Raw genomic sequence first — 19,893 nt, 5'->3', positions numbered from 1 at the left:
TTATTTGTGAAAATAAAAAATCCCGATCTCCCATACTGGGAAATCGAGATGTAATAATTTATCCTTCTTTTTGGCGTAAAAAAGCCGGTATATCTAAATCATCATTAGCAAAGGATTCGATATTATCGAGATCCCTACCGGATTTTTCATCATTTGTATCAACATCAGGTTTACTTTCTTCTACCTGTACCTCTTGTTCTTCGGTTTCATCAAAACCTGTAGCAATAACAGTTACCTTTACTTCTTTTTCTAAGTCTTCATCCACCACTGCTCCTAGAATAATATTAGCATTAGCATCAGCTACCTCTGATACAGTTTTAGCTGCTTCGTTAGCTTCATGCAGACCTAGGTCTACACCGCCAGTAATATTTAATAATACTCCTTTAGCTCCTTCAATAGAAGCTTCTAGTAATGGAGAAGCAATTGCCTGTCTAGCTGCCTCAGCTGCTCTATCTTCACCTTCGGCATCTCCAATGCCCATTAAAGCCGAACCAGCATCAGTCATAATTGTTTTTACATCAGCAAAATCTAGATTAATCAAACCAGTAATGGTAATTAAATCGGAAATTCCTTGAACTCCCTGACGTAAAACATCATCAGCAACTTCAAATGCCTCCATCAAAGATGTCTGCTTTTCTACTGTTTCCAGCAGTCTATCATTCGGAATAACAATTAAGGTATCGACCTTCTCCTTTAAGTTATCTACACCATACTCAGCCTTTTCCATCCGTTTTCTACCTTCAACAGTAAAAGGCTTTGTTACAACTGCTACTGTCAAAGCCCCTAATTCTTTAGCTACTTCCGCTACAACAGGAGCTGCTCCAGTCCCGGTACCGCCGCCCATACCGGCAGTAATAAAGACCATATCTGCTCCCTTCAAGGTTTCAGCAATCATTTCTCGACTCTCTTCAGCAGCTTTCTGTCCTAATTCAGGATTAGCACCAGCACCTAATCCTTCAGTTAACTTTTCGCCTATTTGAACTGTACTATTAGCCGCAGATGAAACTAAAGCCTGAGCATCAGTATTAATAGCTACAAATTCTACTCCTTTAAGCTGGGATTCAATCATCCGGTTAATAGCATTATTACCACCGCCGCCAACTCCAACTACTTTTATATCAGCAAACTGATCTGTTTCAGCACAGAATTCAAACATAGCCACTACCCCTTTCTTAATCTAATTTATCAAATAATAAAAATTAAAAAGTACCATCAAACCAGTCTTTAACTTTATTTAATATATTCCCCATTCCCTTACCTTCTTTTTGAGAAGTAAGAGGAGATTCATGCTCCTGCTGATTTCCATAACAGACTAACCCAACTCCTGTAGCAAAAATAGCAGTACTGTCTTCAGAAATATTGACTTCTTCATTACCAACAGAATAGATATTATCATCCACAAAATTAGCTAAATCATCTATCTTATCAGGAATTCCCCGCCTTACTGGCAAGTCCAATTTTTCCGATGCCAGTTCTGGAATCAACGGCATTAATGAAGCTCCTCCAGTAACCACTAAACCGGCTGGAATCAAGCCATCATAGCCTGACTCGTAAATCTCTTGCTGAACCAAACTAAATATTTCATCAATTCTAGGCTCAATAATTTCACAGAGTAATTTACGAGAAACAGTTTTAGTTTCTTTGCCGCTGGTAGTCAAAACATCAATCTTTTCCTTTTCACTTACTTCATCAGCTAACGCACTTCCATCTTTAATTTTAATCTTTTCAGCATTCTTAATCGGAGTCCTGAGCCCAACAGCAATATCATTGGTTATATGGTCTCCTCCCACAGGTAAAACAGCAGTATACCAGATGCTCCCTTCTTTAAAGATAGCAACATCAGTAGTTCCACCGCCGATATCTACTAATACAACCCCTAATTCTTTTTCACTATTAGAAAGCACTGATTCGCTGGCTGCTAGTGGTTCTAAAACTACATCTTCAACATCTATCCCCAATTTATTCACGCTTTTTACCAAATTTTCGATTGAAGTTATAGAGCCGGTTACAATATGAGTCTCAACCTTTAATCTTACTCCCGACATCCCCCGAGGGTGCTTTACCTTCTGGCATCCATCTATTACAAAACCCCGCGGCAGAACATGCAGAATCTCGCGTTCAGGAGGAATAGCTACAATCTGTGAAGCTTCAATTACTCTATCAATATCTTCTTGAGTAATTTCTTTATCCTCACCAGTAATAGCCACTACTCCCTGACTATTCATAGAAGAAATATGAGAACCAGCTATTCCCACATAAACAGAATCTACCTCAATTCCAGCCATCCGTTCTGCCTTCTCAATTGCTGATTCTATTGAGCTAACAGTATCATCAATATCAACAACTACTCCCTTACGAAGACCTACAGAAGGACTAGTTCCGATTCCGATTATATCCAAAATTTCATTATCATTGACTTCAGCTATGATAGCACATATTTTTGTAGTCCCTATATCCAAGCCGGTTATAATTCTTCGTTGTGACACTGAATGTCCTCCTCTCTAAAAATAATCAACCTTTACTTAAACAATAACTTAATTTCTATATCAAATAAAGTTATTTGCTCAGCATCATCAAAATATTTAATTATTTCTAGCTAAACTATGTATTAAAAATAGATACTAAGGTATATAATTCCGACTACCTTTATTGTGCTATTTTCAACATAAATAATTAATTTCCTTTTTTTATAGCAGTTTTTTATTAAAAAGCCTCTCTATTCCAGTCTAACGACTGGATTTTTATAATATTTTAAATTAATATACTCTAACTTTTTTCTTTTTTCCTTTAAGTCATGATAAATCTGATTAAACAGTTTTATCTTATAATCTATTTTAAGAGGCTGTCCAAATTTAACTATTCCTGATTCAAGCTGAAAGATAACATTATCCTTTGTATCAAACTCTATACTATCTATCCGATTTAAAATCTTTCTATCGACCCCAGTTAAATATTGTAGACTAGTCTGTAGATGTTCAGTTAACTTAACTTTATTATTTATTGTATTTACTTCCACATCTTTTAAAATCGGATAAGTGACGTTAGATAGCTTTTCAATTTTAGTTAATATCCAACCATTTTTATTGAGTAATAAATATTTATTATTGCTCAAAACAGCCAATAATGGTCTTCGCTCATCCAGTTTAATCTTTACTGTAGAAGGTAGTTTCCTTTTTAACACCACTCCTTTAATCTGATGCTTTTCCATTAATTTAGCACTTATATCTTCAAAATCTATCTGAAATATGTTCTCCTCTTTATTTAAACCAGCAGCCTGAATTATTTCCCTATTTGTTAAAACTTTATTGCCACTAACAACTACACTACTTAAAGAGAAAAAATTTGAATTAATAAAGGTTAATACCGCTATAATTATAACTAAACTCAAAGATAAAATAAAATAGTCCTTTCGGTCCACTAAATTCACTCTCCTATACTAAATCCTTATAAAGTGCCAAAAGGCGTAGAACCTAAAACTTCTACGCCTTTTGGCACTGAATATAGAATCATTTCACAGCATATTCCAAAATTTCAAGTACTAACTCCGGAAAGTCAATACCTGCTGCCTGTGCAGCCTGTGGCAAAAGACTAGTCTCGGTCATTCCAGGAATAGTATTAACCTCCAATACATAAGGTTTACCTTCTTTAGAAACAATCAAATCAGCTCTAGCCATTCCTGAACACTTTAAAACTCGATAGGCTTTATTAGCTATCTTTTGAGCTTGATTATAAATTTCTTCTTCTAATTGGGCTGGAATAACAAATTCTGTCATCCCTTTAGTATATTTAGCTTCGAAATCATAAGCCCCTGTTTTAGGCTTAATCTCTATTATCGGTAATACTGATAAATCTTGATTGCCTAAAATTCCTATAGTAATCTCTTTTCCTGCAATATACTTTTCAACTAAGACTTCATTATCATATTCAAAGGCTGTATCAACTGCTGTTGCTAAGTTTTCTCTCTTTTTTATAATTGATAGACCTAGACTCGAACCTTCTAAAGCCGGTTTAACTACTACCGGAAGATCCAGTTCAATCTTTAATTCTGTTAATAACTTTTCAGCCTGTTGATCCCAATTATTCCTACTTATGACTTTGAATTCTGGAGTCAAAACTCCTTCCTGTTGGAATAATTTTTTTGAAATTATCTTATCCATAGCCAGTGAACTGGCTAAAACTCCAGATCCTGTATAGGGAATATCCATCATCTCAAATAAGCCTTGAATTGTACCATCTTCTCCATATCTTCCATGAAGAGCAATAAATGCTACATCTATCTCTTCAGTTGTTAATTGTTGATAAAAATTTTCCTCCTCAGGATCTAAAGCTATAACATCTACTCCTTCTGTCTCTAAAGCCTCATAAACAGCTTTACCCGTCTTTAAAGAAATGTCCCGCTCCTTAGATCTACCACCTCGGATAACAGCTACTCTCTTATTCATTAGGCTCCTCCTTTACCCGACTAATCTGACCGCCTAATCTATCTATCTTCTCTTCCAAGTCTTCATAACCACGATCAATATGATATATATCTTTGATTTCAGTTTTATTTTCTGCTACTAATCCTGCTAATACCAAAGCTGCTCCAGCCCTAAGATCACTTGCTTCTACAACTGTTCCTGATAGATTATCAATCCCTTCGATAATAGCAGATCTGCTTTCTATCTTTATATCTGCTCCCATTCTCCTTAATTCATCAGCATGCTTAAATCTATTCTCGAAGATAGTCTCAGTAATTACACTGGTACCTTCAGCCACTGATAACAGAGCCATAAATTGGGGCTGCATATCTGTTGGAAATCCAGGATAAGGCAGAGTCTTAACATCAACAGCCTTTACTTTCGGAACTCCGGTTACCTTAATCTGATCCTGATCATACTTAATCTCCACGCCTGCCTCGATTAATTTAGCAATTACAGGTTCTATATGTTCCGGAATCACATTCTGTAGCAAGACTTCACCATTAGTTATTGCAGCAGCCACCATAAAAGTACCCGTTTCAATTCGATCCGGAATCACTGTATAATTAATTGACTGTAATTTTTCAACCCCTTTTATCTTAATCATATCCGTTCCAGCACCCCGAATTTCAGCTCCCATACAGTTTAGAAAATTCTGCAAATCTATAATTTCCGGTTCCTTAGCAGCATTCCTAAGAACAGTAGTTCCTTTAGCCTTAGTCGCAGCCATCATAATATTTTCCGTTGCTCCAACACTGGGAAAATCAAGATGAATATCTGCTCCAACTAACTTATCAGCCTTTACTTCTAAATATCCATGCCCCTCTGTAAATTTAGCTCCTAATGCCTTTAAGCCTTTGATATGTAGATCAATCGGCCGCGGACCAATACTACAGCCGCCTGGTTGAGAAATACGGACCTGGTTAAATCGAGCCAACAGCGGTCCCATTAAGAAAACAGTTGCCCGCATCTTACGCATTAATGCTTCAGCAATCTCACAGGAATCTATTAACCGTGAATTAACAGTAATAACATCATCTTCTTGGCTAACTTCAGCTCCTAAGCTTTCTAAAACCTCTTTCATCACTCGTACATCACGCAGCTTAGGAACTTGATGAATAGAATTTTCCCCCGACGATAACGCAGTCCCGGCTAAAATAGGAAGCACTGCATTCTTAGCCCCACTAATCTCTACTTCACCAGTTAAACGATTACCGCCTTCAACTATAAAACTAGACATCAATTTCACCTCCTATCAAGAAATAATCTGCACCTCACACACCAATTCTAAACCATACTCCTCCTTAACTAAAGTCTTCACTTCATCGATCAAATCCATTATATCTTGAGCTGTTGCATTATCTTTATTTACAATAAAATTAGCATGTTTAGAAGAAACTACAGCGCCTCCAATCTGCATTCCTTTGCCGCCTGCTTCATCAATTAATCTCCCTGCTGAAGCAGAACTAGGATTCTTAAAAATACATCCAGCATTAGGCATCTTAAGCGGCTGACTCTTCTTACGTTTAGCAATCAATTCTTCCATTTTAGATTGGATTTTTTCTTTAGGTTTAGGCTTAAGTATCATCTCTACTCCAACTATAACTGAATCTGCTAACTGAAATCTACTCTGTCTATATCCAAACTCACATTCACTAGAATCAAATATCTGTAATTCTCCAGTAGAAGAAACTACTCGCACTTTATCTATAACTTTACTAATATGATTTAAACTCTTAAGACCAGCATTCATCACTGTAGCTCCTCCTACTGTTGCCGGCAGTCCAGAGGCAAATTCCAACCCGCTTAATCCTACCTTAGCAGCCTGTTTAGCAACTACTGGTAGTGATGCTCCTCCGCCGGCAGTAATTCTTTGCTTCTGAATTTCAACCCCATCTATTCCGCCAACTAATTTAATCACTACTCCTGAAATTCCCTGGTCAGATACCAATAAATTAGTCCCGTTGCCGATTACTGTATGTTCAACTCCGGTTCTATTTAAATAGACCATAAGCTGCTGTAAATCATCAATATCCTGAGGAATAATCAAGACTTCAGCAGGCCCGCCCACTTGAAAAGAGGTATGATTCTTTAATGATTCCTCAAAGCTTATCTTCCCCTTAACCTTCGACTTTAATTCCTGTTTAATTGATTCTTTCATAGCTTAAACCTCCATTGTTAATTCCTCAGGACTATTTACAATAGTCTCTACCCGATTAGAAGCTAATCTATCTCCTACTTTCCAGACATCACCTGCTCCTAAAGTTAGAACTAAGTCTCCAGCTCCAATACGGTCCTTTAGATAATCATAAACTTTATCAAGTTCAGCAATGAATTTGGCCTTCTGGAATACACGTTGGTTAATCAATTCAGCAATCTTCTCTGCTTTTACTCCCGGAATCGGTTCTTCACCGCTGGCATAGATATCGGTAATAATCACTTCATCAGCATCACCAAAAGCCAGGCTGAACTCTTCTAACAGAAACTTAGTCCGTGTATATCGGTGCGGCTGAAAGACAGCAATTATTCGTTCAAAATCCATATTATTGGCTGCTGCTAAAGTAGCCTCCAGTTCCGTTGGATGATGGGCATAATCATCAACTAAAACAGCTCCACGATACTTACCCAGTTTTTCAAATCGGCGTTTTACTCCGGTAAAATCCTTTAGCGCTTCAGCAATTTTTGAAAATTCTAAACCGATATGTAATCCGATTCCAATAACAGCTAAAGCATTAGAAAGATTATGTTTTCCGGGTACATTAAGCTTTAATTCACCTAATCTATCTTGATAACGATAAATAACAGACTTCGAACCGAACTCCTGCAGTTCAATATCTTTAGCCATTATTTCTGCTTTATTATTTAAGCCATAGGTTATTAGATCGGTATCTACTCTGTCAACCATGTCTCTTATTTCATTATCATCCAACGAAACTATTCCTACTCCATCAGACGGCAGACTATTTAAAAATTTACTGAAGGTATCTATTATTTCACTACAGGATTCATAATAATCCAGATGATCAGCTTCAATATTAGTAACTACACCTATCTTAGGATCCATGAATAATAAAGAACCGTCACTTTCATCAGCTTCTGTTATAAAATAATCACCAGTACCTAATTTAGCATTACTGCCAGATATTAAATCTAATTTACCGCCTACTAATATTGTCGAATCCAGACTATTCTTTTCCAAAACTGTAGCCGCCATTGCAGTTGTTGTTGTTTTACCGTGGGTTCCCGAAATGGATATCCCCTGCTGTTTGGACATTAATTTTCCAACCATCTCAGCCCTTTTCAAAATAGGTAACCCCTCTTTTTTAGCTTTAACCAATTCCGGATTATCTTCAGGAATTGCCGAAGAAAGAACAACTTCATCTGCCCCTTCTATGTTGGAAGCCTGATGGCCAATACTTACTTTAGCTCCTTTCTGCTGTAAATCAGTAACAATATCTGACTCCTTTATATCCGAACCGCTTACTTCATATCCTAAATCAAGTAAAAGATTGGCAATACCGCTCATCCCGATGCCACCAATACCGATTAAATGAATCCGGGCCTCATCCTCCATAATCTTTTTCAACTCCTTTTTTATCTATCCTCATCACATATGGTATAATATGCAGCAATTCATTAAAACGTTAAATTAGACTTGTCCAGATTTATAATAAACCAATTTAATTTACTATATCCCAGAGCAGATTAAAAATCAAACTAACTCTTTAACTAATTGAAGTATATTGGCTCCTGCCTGCGGCTTACCTAATCTTTTACTGGCTCGAGCCATTCTTTCTAATTTCTTATCAGTAAAGATTAAGTTTTTAACTTCTTCTACCAGCCTTTTTCCTGTTAAATTCTGGTCCAAAATCACTTTAGCTGCTCCCTCTTTTTCTAAAGCACGGGCATTATGCACCTGATGGTTTTCAGCAGCATGCGGATAAGGAATTAGAATAGCCGGAATACCCCGGGCAGTTATCTCAGCTAATCCTGTAGCACCTGCCCGGGAAATAACTAAATCAGCCGCTGCTAATCCAGCTGCCATATCATAAAGATAAGGTTTAATAATAATATTTCCTGTATCTAGCTCAGTTATACCCAGCTTGGCAGCAACCTCTTGGACCCGGTCGAACTCATTCTTGCCGGTTATATGTAGAATCTGTAGCTGAGAATTTCTCTGAGCTAACCTATAAACTTCTTCCATAGCCTGATTTATACTTCTAGCCCCCCGGCTACCGCCAAAACTTAGAATAATTTTCCGCTTACTATCCAATCCTAACTTGTTACAGCTTGCTTCCTTTCTAGCCGTCATAATTTCCGGTCGAATCGGATTTCCAGTCCAGATAAAGTCAGCCCGACTAGTAAAGTAATCCTCAGCATCCTGATGGCTCAACATAACTTTATCTACCAGATAGGCAAGTAATCTATTGGTCAATCCAGGATAAGCATTCTGTTCTTGTATGATTGTCTTCTTGCCCATTAAAGCAGCTGCTAATACTACTGGACCGCTGACATAACCGCCGGTTCCAATCACTATATCCGGCTGGAAAGAAGTAATTATCTCTCTTGCTTTCCAGACTCCTAATCCGGTTAAAATTAAGCTTTCCAAAATCTTTATCGATAATTCTCGCGGCAGACCCTGACAAGGAACAGTCTTTAGCTCATAGCCAGCCTGAGGAACAATCTCTGCTTCCAATCCTTCAGCATTACCTACAAATAATATCTCTGGATTTTCATATTCCGCTTCAATATTGCGAGCAATAGCCAATCCAGGATAAATATGACCGCCAGTGCCTCCGCCAGTAATAATAGCTTTCATTTAATCACTCCTAATTAAACATGGCGCGATATATTCAATAAAACTCCTACTCCTGATAACATAATAACCAATGAAGATCCTCCATAACTGATAAAGGGCAGTGTCATTCCAGTAACCGGCATTGAACCGGTTACTACTCCAATATTAATTACTGCTTGCAGAGTAATCATAGTAGTAATTCCTACCGCCAGTAAACTACTGAAGACATCAGGAGCTTCTGCTGCTATTCGTAACCCTCTCCAGGCAAAAAGAAAGAATAATAATACTACCACCACTGCGCCTAAAAATCCTAACTCCTCACCAATAATAGCAAAGATAAAGTCAGTTCCTGGTTCAGGCAGATAAAAGAATTTCTGCTTGCTCTGACCAATCCCGACTCCAAATAAACCTCCCGAACCTAGAGCATAAAGCGACTGGATAATATGAAAGCCTGAATCTAGTGGGTCCTTCCAGGGATCGAGAAAGGCTAAAAATCTCTGCATCCGATATGGTGCACTAAGAATTAGATAAATAACCCCTAACAAACCAACCGAAGCCAGCCAAGCCAAATGTTTAAATCTAACTCCAGCCGCTACAAACATTACCATTACTGTACCGCCAATGGCTACTGTTGTACCTAAATCCGGCTGTAGAAGAATTAAACCACAGATTAATGCCAAAATGAATAATGGCGGTCCTAACCCATGCAAAAAATCATCCAATTGATTCTGTTTAATCGATAGATATCTGGCCATATAGATAACAATAGATAACTTAATAATTTCCGAAGGCTGCATCCGCATAAAACCGAGGTTCAACCAGCGCTGTGAACCTCCTACTACTTTACCAAAGATTAAAACTGCAACTAAGAGACCAACACTGATCATAATACCTAGTCTAGCCAAATTCTTGTATAAATTGTAATTTATAGTCATAAAAAAGATCATAGCTCCAATCCCAATTATTGACCAGATAAACTGTTTTTTGAGAAAATAAAAGCTATCACCATAATTAGCATAAGCACGGATTGAAGTAGAACTAAATACCATTACAATTCCAATTCCCAATAAAGTTATCATTGTAAAAAAGATAATTAAATCAGGGGGTTTTGTCTTCTCCATTCTACTTCCTCCTTAACTCCATTACTTCTTTTTTAAATCTATTACCCCTTTCTTTATAACTTCCAAACATATCCCAACTAGCACAGCCAGGAGCTAATAAAACTATACTTCCTTTAACGCTCACTTCTTCAGCCTCCTTTACTGCTTCACTAATAGAATCAACCTGTTTAATATTACTAAATCTAAATTCTGTAACTGATTCCTCAATTTTTTCTGCTGTTTCTCCTAACAGAATTAGATTCTGAACATTCTCTTCTATCTTAAAAGCAAAATCTGTAAGTTCAGCCTTCTTATCCATTCCGCCAGCAATTAAGGTTATAGGAGCAGAAAAAGTCTCTAAAGCCTTAATTGCCGCTGCTGGATTGGTAGCCTTAGAATCATTAATATACTTTATTCCTTCTATTGTTGCTACTTCTTCAATCCGATGTTCTATTCCGCTAAACTCCTGTAGCACTTTCCGAATTATTTTCACATCAATTCCCCTAAGTAATGCAATTACTACCGCCCCTAAGGCATTCTCTAAATTATGTGGTCCCTTAATTCCAGTCTCATCTATCTGAATTAATGGTTCATTATCAGCAGTTAAATTATTAATTATCTTTCCTTCTGCTGCATAAATTCCATGATTCAGTCTACTCTGTTGACTAAAATAGATAACCTCTCCTCCAGTCTCATCTGCTAGACCTCTGGTTAATTCATCATCATAATTTAAAACTGTATAATCACTCTCTGTTTGATTAATAAATATCTTCTTTTTTGCTGCTATATAATCTTCAAAGGTACCGTGACGATTTAAGTGGTCCGGAGTTAAATTTAAAATAAGACTAATTTTAGGTCTGAAATCTCTAATATTCTCCAACTGGAAAGAACTAATTTCAGCAACTACTACTCCCTTATCAGTTAGCGAAGTTATATCCTCAATCAAAGGGTAACCAATATTTCCTCGAATCTTTACTTCTTCTTGAGCAACAGTAAAGATCTCACCAGTTAAGGTAGTAGTTGTTGTTTTACCGTTAGTTCCAGTAATAGCCATAATAGGTGCTGAACAAAAATGGTAGGCCAACTCTATTTCACTGATAACCGGAATCCCCAGACTCTGAGCTTTTTCTAAGATTGGAATATCACTGGGCACTCCCGGACTAACAACTATTAAGTCAGTATTATCAGTCACCTTGCTGCTGTGGCCGCCTAAGTCAAAATCTATTTCATAATCAGCCAACTCTCCTAATTCATTCTGCAATTCATCAGCCGATTTGATATCACTAACTACAACTTCTGCTTTCTGTTTAACTAAAAATTCTGCTGCAGCTACCCCTGTTCTTTTACCTAAGCCAATAACTACTACTTTTTTATCTGCTAAATTCATCTCAATACCACCTTGCTTTTTTTATTAAATCCCTTGTAAACCTAATAAGCCTACTAATGATAGAATAGCTGCTACAATCCAGAAGCGAATTACAACCTTAGTCTCTTTCCAGCCTTTCAATTCAAAATGATGATGCAGCGGACTCATCTTAAAGATCCGTTTTCCACCAGTCAATTTAAAGTAAATAACTTGAATCATTACTGATAAAGCTTCTATTACATAAACACCACCGATAATTACTAAAAATAATTCAGTTTGAGTTAAAACAGCGGCTACTGCAATTGCTCCTCCTAAAGCCAAAGAACCAGTATCACCCATAAACACCTGAGCTGGATAACTATTAAACCAGGCAAAACCTAAACAGGCACCTACAATTGAAGTAGTGAAGATAGCTAAATCATAATTACCGAATTTTAAATTAATCACTGTATAAGTAATGGCCACTATAATAGTCACCCCGGCTGCTAAACCATCAAGACCATCAGTTAAATTAACAGCATTCGAGGTTCCTACTACCACTAAAATTACAAACGGAATAAAATAAATCCCTAAATCTATTACTGTTCCCAGATAAGGAATTATAAGTTCTGAACTAATATTAAGATTATATAAAACATTATAGCCAAGTAGACCACCAATTAAAATCTGTATCAATAATTTATGCATAGCCCGCAGTCCTAATGAACGATCAGCTACAATCTTAATTGAATCATCCAACAGCCCTAAACAGCCATAGCTCAAGGTCACAAATAAAGCCCAAAATAATTTTGGAGTAATATCAGTAAATAATAGAACTGGAACTACAGTAGATACTAAAATAATAACTCCACCCATAGTTGGAGTTCCACTCTTTTCAAAATGCCGTCTAGGACCTACTTCTCTAATATTCTGCCCAAATTTTAATCTCCGCAATAAGCTAATCATTACTGGACCAATCAATAAAGTAATAATGAAAGCAGTAGCTGCAGCATATATTAAGTTAATCAATATTCTAGCCCCTCCTTCAGTCTCCGAGTAGTGCTTTTTCTACTTCTTCTAGCTTCATACCTCTTGATCCTTTAAGTAAAATTGTATCATCTGGCTTAATTAACTGCAACAACTGCCGGTTGATTTCTTGATTATCATCACAGATAAATATCCTACTGCTATCCATTCCTAACTTTTTAGCTTCTTGTCCAATTAAAGAAGCTAAATCTCCCACTGTTAAAAGATAATCTATTTTCTTGTTAATAACTTTCTTACCTATTTGGCGGTGGGCCTCTTCAGCAGCAGAACCCAACTCCAGCATATCACCTAAAACAGCAATCAAACCTCCCTTATCAGTACCTATATCTACCAATAAATCCAATCCCGCCTCCATTGATGTAGGATTGGCATTATAGGCATCATTGATAAGAGTAATATCATCTTTAAGTTCTTTAATTTCCCCTCTCATCCCCGTTAAATCTGGTTCAGCTAATCCCTGTTGGATCTCATTTATATTCAATCCAAGCTTTAATCCCACCCCAACAGCTGCTAAAGCATTATAAACATTATATTCTCCAGCTAAAGGTAAGTCTATTGTAAATTCCTCTAGCTGCCGACTTACTCTAAACTTTAAACCAGCCTCTCCTAAATTATCTACTCTACTAGCCTGCAGATTATTTCCACTTTCCCGTCCGTAATATAAGATCTCAGCCTTAGTTTCATCTGCCATCTGACGTACATATTTATCATCCCCATTTAAAATAGCAGTTCCTGTCGGGGGTAGGTTCTCTACTAATTCACTTTTAGCCTTAGCTATATTCTCTTGACTTCCTAAACACTCCAGATGGGTTAAACCTACATTAGTTACAACTCCAATCTGAGGCTGTGCAATCTGACATAGAGTTTTGATATCACCTAACCCTCTCATAGCCAGTTCTACCACTACTGCTTCATAAGTAGAATCTAATCTAAATAGAGTTAAAGGCAACCCAAATTCATTATTGTAGTTGCCTTCTGTCTTCAACGTTTTAAATTTAGTCTCCAATACAGAAGCTACTAAATCTTTAGTCGTAGTTTTTCCAGTACTTCCAGTTATTCCAATAACTGGAATATCAAATAAACTGCGATAATACTCTGCTAAATCCTGTAGCGCCCGAGTAGTATCCTCTACTCCAATTATGACTTCATCCGAATCAACATTATTATATCTCTCAACCTGTTCATTATCAACTACCGCTCCTACAGCTTCCGCTCTAAGAGCATCCATAACAAAATCATGGCCGTCAAATCTGTCCCCTTTAATAGCAAAGAATAGTTCTCCGCTGTTAATTGTTCTAGAGTCAATAGATATCTGCTTAATCTCTTCCTTCAGATTACCGCTAATCAATCTACCATCTATTTCTGAAATAAAATCATCAACTGTCATAATCTCCATTCTATTCACCTCTAATTTTAGCTAAAGACCTACGAGCTACTTCTCGGTCATCAAAAGGAATAGTTTTATCTTTAAAGGTTTGATATGTTTCATGGCCTTTGCCCACTATAAAGACTAAATCATCAGGTTGAGCTGATTCAATTCCATAATTTATAGCTTCAGCTCTATCTTCAATAATTATATAATCACAATCTTCTCCTTTAATTTTATCTTTTTCTTTGATACCTACCTCAATATCAGCAATAATCTCTGCTGGTTCTTCACTACGTGGATTATCAGAAGTAACAACAGCAAAATCACCCAATTCAACAGCTACCTGTCCCATAATAGGCCTCTTATCCTTATCCCGGTCTCCACCACAGCCAAAGACAACAATAATTCTGCCCTCTACAAAATCATGAGCTGTCTCTAAAATATTGCGCAGGCTATCCGGAGTATGAGCATAATCCACAATCACTCCAAAGTCTTGAGCCTCTTCAATAATTTCAAATCTGCCAGCTATACCCTGAATTTCCTCTAACCCAGCCTTTATCTCATCTAAATCAACACCTAAGCTCAATCCAGCACCAATAGCCGATAAAGTGTTATAGACATTAAATAAACCGGTTATATTTAAATCTAGCTCCATCTCTCCTATCGTACTCTCCAAGCCAAACTCCACACCTGTAGGACTGATAGTAATATCCTTAGCCTTTAAATTAGCATCCTTTTCAATACCGTAGGTAAGAACTTTACTGTTAGCTGCTTCCAAAAATTCATCACTATGCGGATCATCAATATTGATTATAGCTGTTTTTTCACTGCTATCCTTAAGACTGGAAAATAACTTCTTCTTGGCTGCTAAATATTCACTGAAGGAATCATGGAAATCCAGATGATCCTGAGTAATATTGGTAAAGATAGCCACATCAAAATCAATCTTAGCCACCCGATTTAAGTCCAAGGCATGGGAAGAAACCTCCATTACTACATGGGTAACTCCTTTATCGATCATCTGAGCCAGTAATTTATTTATATCCAAAGCTTCTGGAGTTGTTCTTTGTGAATCAAACGTTTGATCACTGACTTTATTCTTTATAGTTCCGATCAGCCCTAATTTATATCCAGCCTTTTTGAGAATAGACTCAATTAAATATGTGTTAGTAGTCTTACCATTAGTTCCGGTAACTCCAACCACTTTTAACTCCCGAGACGGATAATCATAAAAAGCAGCACTAACTTCAGCTAACCCTAGCCGTGTATCATCCGTTTTAATAACTGTAACTTCACTATCTACTTCTACTTCTTTCTCAACTAACAAAGCTGTAGCCCCTGAATCGATAGCTTCTTCTATATAATTATGCCCATCATCTGTAAAGCCTTCAATGCAGACAAATAAATAATCAGTTTCTACATTTCTAGAGTCATAGGCTATACCTGCAATTCTACTATCTAAATCTCCTTGTAAAACTCCAATCTTCAGATCAGTTACTACTTCGTTTAAGTTTTTCACTTATCTTTCCTCCTTAACCCATTTAGTATATATTATTTTAAACCTCGCCTGCTTTATTACTGATTAATTTAATTTTACTTTAATTGTATCGCCAGATTCAATCCTTGTACCCGGTTTAGGCTGTTGTGAAGTAATTGTTCCCTTACCTTCCCCTTCTAACTTCAGTTCTAATTCAGATAAAAGTGATCTTGCTTCCTTTAAACTCTCTCCTTCTAAGTTGGGAACAGTAATATCATAACGGCTTCGATGATCCAAAGCATCATCCGAAAAGAAAATTACTGTACTTCCTTTTCTAATCATAGCCCCCGGCTTAGGAATCTGATCTGCTATCTGATCACCGCTACCTTCAAATTTAGAATTTAAACCTAACTGTCGTAATTTAGACTGGCCTTCAGCAAAGGAATAATTAATTAAATTCGGCACTTCAACTTCTTTAGAATCCTCTTGTTCTCTATCTCTTACTTCTTCCCTTTCAGTAGGGGGGATTCCTAAATAACGTACTGTATCTTTAACTACATCATGGAATAAAGGTGCAGCTACCTGTGAACCATAATAAGGATAACTCGAAACTCCTTTCATTACTACCAAAACCACAAGCTGGGGATTATCTATTGGAAGCATTCCAATAAAAGATGAATCATAGGACTGAACTCCGTAATGTTTAGCAGTCCCTGTCTTGCCACCAATTCTATATCCTTTAACCTGAGCCTTTTCTCCTGAACCATCAGTTACTACTCCTTCTAATAAATCTCGGGTTGTTTTAGCAGTTTCTTCAGAAACCACCTTCCGGATTTCTTTAGATTTAAAATCCTTGATTACCTCTCCTTCCTCATTCTCTATTCTATCCACTAACCTGGGGTTTAAAAGCACTCCATCACTAGCCACTGCTGAAACAGCCGTAATTAACTGCATCGGTGTTACCGAAATACCATGCCCAAAAGACATAGTAGCCAATTCCACCGGTCCTATATCATCATAATCATAGACTAAACCGTCTGCTTCACCAGGTAGATTAATATCAGTCTTCTGCCCAAAGCCAAATGCTTTAACATACTGATAAAAATCTTCTTTACCTACTCTCTGTCCTATCTGCACAAATCCAGGATTACATGAATTAGCTACTACTTCAGCAAAAGTCTGCTTGCCATGGCCTCCATTCTTCCAGCATTTAATTCGTTCACCTTCTACTTTAATATAACCAGGATCGAAAAATTGATCTTCAAGGTTAACGACTCCTTCCTCTAATGCAGCCGACATAGTAACAATTTTAAAAGTAGACCCCGGCTCATAAGAATCAGAGATAGCACTGTTTCGCCATCGTCCTGGTGAGTATTTAGCAAAATGATTAGGATTATAAGTAGGTCTATTAGCTAAAGCTAAAACTCCACCAGTCTGAGGATTCATTACAATAATTGTACCGCCTTCTGCCTCATTGCCCCGCAAAGCTTTCTCTAATTCCCGTTCAGCAATATATTGGACTACATGGTCAATAGTAAGATAGAGATTATTGCCATCCGTAGGATCTAAATACTGCTCTACCCCCCGCGGCATCATTCGTCCAGTAGCATCCTTTTCAATCATTATTCGTCCCGGCTCTCCCCGTAAAACCTGATCATAAGCCAATTCTATTCCGTTAAGCCCTTGATTATCAATCCCAGCAAAACCTAAAATATGGGCTGCTAAATCTCCTTTAGGATAAAAGCGCTTAGTTTCTTCAGTAAAAGTAATACCCGATAAGTCAAGAGATTTAATCTGTGCAGCCTTCTTTTCTGAAATTTTGCGTTCTAAATAAACAGCATAAGCCGACTTAGTAATCTTTTTATAGATTTCACTACGTTCCATATCCAAAATCAATGTTAATTTATCAGCTACTTTACTCGGATCTTCAATTTCAGCCGGAACAGCAACTACTGTCTGTGAACTACCGCTGATTGCCAGCTCTTCCCCATTTTTATCATAGATAATTCCACGCCTAGGTTCAACTTTCAACTTTCTTAATCGCTGATTTAAAGCCTTTGATTGATACAATTCATTATTAAAAATCTGTATCCAGGCCAATCGCAAAATAATTCCTAACATAACAAAAACTACAATAAGAAAAAGAATTAGAATTCTTTTTCTTACTTGTAGTTTAGATTCCCCCATATAAATCCCCCTTCACTAATAATCCCTAGGGGCCAAAACTTTTGCCCTACATTAACTCTATTCTTCCAAGGTTCCAGCCTCCACTTCAGTAAGTCCCTGTAACCAACTAATGACTTTACGGCTTAACCTACTTAACCTAAATCTGTTAACTGTAGAATCAACTGACGGCTTATTTTTAATGTTAGACATTTCCTGTTGACCCATAGCGATATACTCTATATCTTCTGCTTTTATCATTCCTAATTCATTCTTAGCTACTTTCTCTACCCGGCTTAGAGATTTATTTTGAGAAATTTTTAATTTCAATTTCTGCTTCTTAGCAGTCAAAGTTTCAATTTCTTTTTCTACTTGATTAATCTTTAAATTAATTTTACTCAGTTCAACATACTTATTAATATATAAAATACTAAATATAACTGTAATTAAAGTAATTAAAATACCGATAATCATATATATCAAAATACTATCAGACTTATTATTATTACTACTTTTTTGCTGTCTCTGCTGCTTTTCTTTATTACTAGCAGTAGAATTTATTTTTTTATAATCTTTTGTTTTCTTTTCTACTACTATCACTTTATTCACCTACCCCTCACTTTAGAACTAAATCAAAGTTTTTCTGCTGCTCTTAACTTTGCGCTCCTAGCTCTCGGATTATCATCTATTTCCTTTTGCTGAGCAGTTATAGGTTTTTTAGTAATAATTTCCACCTCTGCTTCTTCATCACAAGCACAGACCGGAAAATCCGGCGGACAGATACAGTCTTGGGCTAACTCTTTAAACTTATGCTTAACAATTCGATCTTCTAAAGAATGAAAAGTAATAAATGCCATTCTTCCACCTGACTTTAATAAAGGTACTATCTTATCTAAAGTTTTTGTTAAAACTTCTAACTCATTATTAACTGCAATTCTTAATGCCTGGAATGTCCGTTTAGCCGGATGAGGGCCGCTTCGTCTAGCACCAGCAGGAATTGCCGCTTTAATTGTTTCTACTAACTCCGTAGTTAATTTAAACGGCTTATCTTGACGGTACCTAACTATAAATTCTGCAATTCTACTTGCCCATTTTTCTTCTCCATACTCAGCAATAATATCTGTTAGTTCTGATTGGGATAAATCATTTACTAAATCAGCAGCAGTCCTAGAAGCTCGTTGATCCATTCGCATATCTAATGGCGCTTCATATTGGTAACTAAATCCTCGTTGAGCAGTATCAATCTGATGGGATGAAAACCCTAAATCAAATAATAATCCATCAACAGAATCTATTCCGAATCTATTCAAAACTCTATCGATATTTTTATAATTATCCCTAACTAACTCCACCTTACATTCAGCATTAGACAGAGACTCTTTAGCAGCTTCAATGGCTGCTAAATCTTGATCAATACCAATTAAAGTACCGTCTGTCGTAAGCTTATCTGCAATTTCTACAGCATGTCCTCCGCCTCCTACTGTACAGTCAACATAAATGCCGTCTTCTTTACAATCCAATAATTCAATCGTTTCTGTCAATAAAACCGGTATATGTTCAAAATCCATTTTATCACCTAATCCAATATTTTATATTATATTCCTACCATAGGATAAATGAAGAGACACTCATCCAATCCACGGGTTACTACAAATTTATTCCCCAGCTCCTTTCGAAACTTAGAGGGAATAATTACTCGTCCTTTTTTATCCATTGCATGTACATACTCACCCATTAACATACTAAATCCCTGCTTTATTTAATCAGATTAACCACAATCACTCCACTTCTCCCCACAATCTACCACTACATTATTTAAATATTCTAGGCTAACATATAAAACCCTTTTAATTTTGGGGAAAATATTAATTATTAACTGCTGCAATATTGATATTATGTGTCACTTTCAAGATATTGCAGTGATAGTCAATATGTATCCGCCGCTTGCCGTTCGCTCAACATCCTGTTTCGCTCACTGTCAAAAACTGGCCCTCCACCGTCCGTGGTTCCGGACCAGTTTTAAGAGTCGCTCTGGACACATATTGACTATTGATAATAGAATATATTGAACTACAAATAGTCAACATTTCTCTGGAGCGACTCTTAAAAAGAACTTGGAGCCATGGAGGTTGTA

16 protein-coding genes and 1 pseudogene are annotated in these 19,893 nt (G+C 36.8%); all 17 read right to left on the bottom strand.

Annotated features, from left to right (window positions below):
- Nucleotides 1-58: 58 nt before the first annotated feature.
- Nucleotides 59-1,156 carry a cell division protein FtsZ gene (gene ftsZ, locus acear_RS04045; RefSeq protein WP_013277739.1) on the bottom strand — a complete coding sequence of 366 codons (1,098 nt, stop codon included), beginning with the start codon at nucleotides 1,154-1,156 and terminating at the stop codon, nucleotides 59-61.
- A gap of 43 nt (nucleotides 1,157-1,199) precedes the next feature.
- A complete protein-coding gene (ftsA, locus tag acear_RS04040; protein ID WP_013277738.1) occupies nucleotides 1,200-2,486 on the bottom strand; it encodes a cell division protein FtsA in 1,287 nt (428 codons plus the stop codon).
- A gap of 230 nt (nucleotides 2,487-2,716) precedes the next feature.
- Nucleotides 2,717-3,418, bottom strand: coding sequence for a cell division protein FtsQ/DivIB (locus tag acear_RS04035; RefSeq protein WP_013277737.1), 702 nt, complete (start codon nucleotides 3,416-3,418; stop codon nucleotides 2,717-2,719).
- Nucleotides 3,419-3,506: 88 nt separating this feature from the next.
- Nucleotides 3,507-4,442, bottom strand: a complete 936-nt coding sequence (locus tag acear_RS04030; protein WP_013277736.1) for a D-alanine--D-alanine ligase family protein — start codon at nucleotides 4,440-4,442, stop codon at nucleotides 3,507-3,509.
- The gene (gene murA / locus acear_RS04025; RefSeq protein WP_013277735.1) at nucleotides 4,435-5,700 is read right to left on the bottom strand and encodes a UDP-N-acetylglucosamine 1-carboxyvinyltransferase; all 1,266 of its coding nucleotides are present in this window, start codon (nucleotides 5,698-5,700) and stop codon (nucleotides 4,435-4,437) included. Before murA ends, acear_RS04030 begins: the two co-directional genes overlap by 8 nt.
- 15 nt (nucleotides 5,701-5,715) lie before the next feature.
- Entirely contained in the window at nucleotides 5,716-6,621 is a 906-nt protein-coding gene (gene murB / locus acear_RS04020; protein WP_013277734.1) for a UDP-N-acetylmuramate dehydrogenase, read from the bottom strand.
- A 3-nt stretch (nucleotides 6,622-6,624) separates the two neighbouring features.
- Nucleotides 6,625-8,034: a UDP-N-acetylmuramate--L-alanine ligase gene (gene murC / locus acear_RS04015; protein ID WP_013277733.1), complete on the bottom strand. Its 1,410-nt coding sequence runs from the start codon at nucleotides 8,032-8,034 to the stop codon at nucleotides 6,625-6,627.
- A 138-nt stretch (nucleotides 8,035-8,172) separates the two neighbouring features.
- The gene (gene murG, locus acear_RS04010) at nucleotides 8,173-9,279 is read right to left on the bottom strand and encodes an undecaprenyldiphospho-muramoylpentapeptide beta-N-acetylglucosaminyltransferase (protein ID WP_013277732.1); all 1,107 of its coding nucleotides are present in this window, start codon (nucleotides 9,277-9,279) and stop codon (nucleotides 8,173-8,175) included.
- A gap of 14 nt (nucleotides 9,280-9,293) precedes the next feature.
- Complete coding sequence (gene ftsW, locus acear_RS04005) at nucleotides 9,294-10,379, bottom strand: putative lipid II flippase FtsW (RefSeq protein ID WP_013277731.1); 1,086 nt, start codon at nucleotides 10,377-10,379, stop codon at nucleotides 9,294-9,296.
- A 1-nt stretch (nucleotide 10,380) separates the two neighbouring features.
- The gene (gene murD, locus acear_RS04000) at nucleotides 10,381-11,745 is read right to left on the bottom strand and encodes a UDP-N-acetylmuramoyl-L-alanine--D-glutamate ligase (protein ID WP_013277730.1); all 1,365 of its coding nucleotides are present in this window, start codon (nucleotides 11,743-11,745) and stop codon (nucleotides 10,381-10,383) included.
- A 24-nt stretch (nucleotides 11,746-11,769) separates the two neighbouring features.
- Entirely contained in the window at nucleotides 11,770-12,732 is a 963-nt protein-coding gene (gene mraY / locus acear_RS03995; RefSeq protein ID WP_013277729.1) for a phospho-N-acetylmuramoyl-pentapeptide-transferase, read from the bottom strand.
- 16 nt (nucleotides 12,733-12,748) lie between these two features.
- Nucleotides 12,749-14,146: a UDP-N-acetylmuramoyl-tripeptide--D-alanyl-D-alanine ligase gene (locus tag acear_RS03990; RefSeq protein ID WP_013277728.1), complete on the bottom strand. Its 1,398-nt coding sequence runs from the start codon at nucleotides 14,144-14,146 to the stop codon at nucleotides 12,749-12,751.
- Between the two features lies 1 nt (nucleotide 14,147).
- Nucleotides 14,148-15,638: a UDP-N-acetylmuramoyl-L-alanyl-D-glutamate--2,6-diaminopimelate ligase gene (locus tag acear_RS03985; RefSeq protein WP_013277727.1), complete on the bottom strand. Its 1,491-nt coding sequence runs from the start codon at nucleotides 15,636-15,638 to the stop codon at nucleotides 14,148-14,150.
- 63 nt (nucleotides 15,639-15,701) lie between these two features.
- On the bottom strand, nucleotides 15,702-17,783 hold the full coding sequence (locus acear_RS03980) for a stage V sporulation protein D (RefSeq protein WP_013277726.1): 2,082 nt from the start codon (nucleotides 17,781-17,783) through the stop codon (nucleotides 15,702-15,704).
- A 57-nt stretch (nucleotides 17,784-17,840) separates the two neighbouring features.
- A complete protein-coding gene (locus acear_RS03975; protein ID WP_013277725.1) occupies nucleotides 17,841-18,368 on the bottom strand; it encodes a septum formation initiator family protein in 528 nt (175 codons plus the stop codon).
- 23 nt (nucleotides 18,369-18,391) lie between these two features.
- Nucleotides 18,392-19,327 carry a 16S rRNA (cytosine(1402)-N(4))-methyltransferase RsmH gene (gene rsmH / locus acear_RS03970; protein WP_013277724.1) on the bottom strand — a complete coding sequence of 312 codons (936 nt, stop codon included), beginning with the start codon at nucleotides 19,325-19,327 and terminating at the stop codon, nucleotides 18,392-18,394.
- 35 nt (nucleotides 19,328-19,362) lie between these two features.
- Nucleotides 19,363-19,500: pseudogene (locus acear_RS12305) on the bottom strand (division/cell wall cluster transcriptional repressor MraZ); the annotation flags it as partial.
- Between the last annotated feature and the right edge of the window lie 393 nt (nucleotides 19,501-19,893).

Source organism: Acetohalobium arabaticum DSM 5501 (assembly GCF_000144695.1).
In the GTDB taxonomy this organism is placed as follows: Bacteria; Bacillota; Halanaerobiia; order Halobacteroidales; family Acetohalobiaceae; genus Acetohalobium; species Acetohalobium arabaticum.
The sequence above is the reverse complement of the archived record's forward strand: the minus strand, read 5'-3'. Positions and strand labels throughout refer to the sequence as shown.

Coding starts and splice junctions, on each gene's coding strand:
- murD (WP_013277730.1), bottom strand. CDS start 11,745: ATGAATTTAGCAGATAAAAAAGTAGTAGTTATTGGCTTAGGTAAAAGA.
- rsmH (WP_013277724.1), bottom strand. CDS start 19,327: ATGGATTTTGAACATATACCGGTTTTATTGACAGAAACGATTGAATTA.
- acear_RS04030 (WP_013277736.1), bottom strand. CDS start 4,442: ATGAATAAGAGAGTAGCTGTTATCCGAGGTGGTAGATCTAAGGAGCGG.
- murA (WP_013277735.1), bottom strand. CDS start 5,700: ATGTCTAGTTTTATAGTTGAAGGCGGTAATCGTTTAACTGGTGAAGTA.
- acear_RS03990 (WP_013277728.1), bottom strand. CDS start 14,146: ATGGAGATTATGACAGTTGATGATTTTATTTCAGAAATAGATGGTAGA.
- ftsW (WP_013277731.1), bottom strand. CDS start 10,379: ATGGAGAAGACAAAACCCCCTGATTTAATTATCTTTTTTACAATGATA.
- acear_RS03980 (WP_013277726.1), bottom strand. CDS start 17,783: ATGGGGGAATCTAAACTACAAGTAAGAAAAAGAATTCTAATTCTTTTT.
- ftsZ (WP_013277739.1), bottom strand. CDS start 1,156: ATGTTTGAATTCTGTGCTGAAACAGATCAGTTTGCTGATATAAAAGTA.
- murC (WP_013277733.1), bottom strand. CDS start 8,034: ATGGAGGATGAGGCCCGGATTCATTTAATCGGTATTGGTGGCATCGGG.
- murB (WP_013277734.1), bottom strand. CDS start 6,621: ATGAAAGAATCAATTAAACAGGAATTAAAGTCGAAGGTTAAGGGGAAG.
- murG (WP_013277732.1), bottom strand. CDS start 9,279: ATGAAAGCTATTATTACTGGCGGAGGCACTGGCGGTCATATTTATCCT.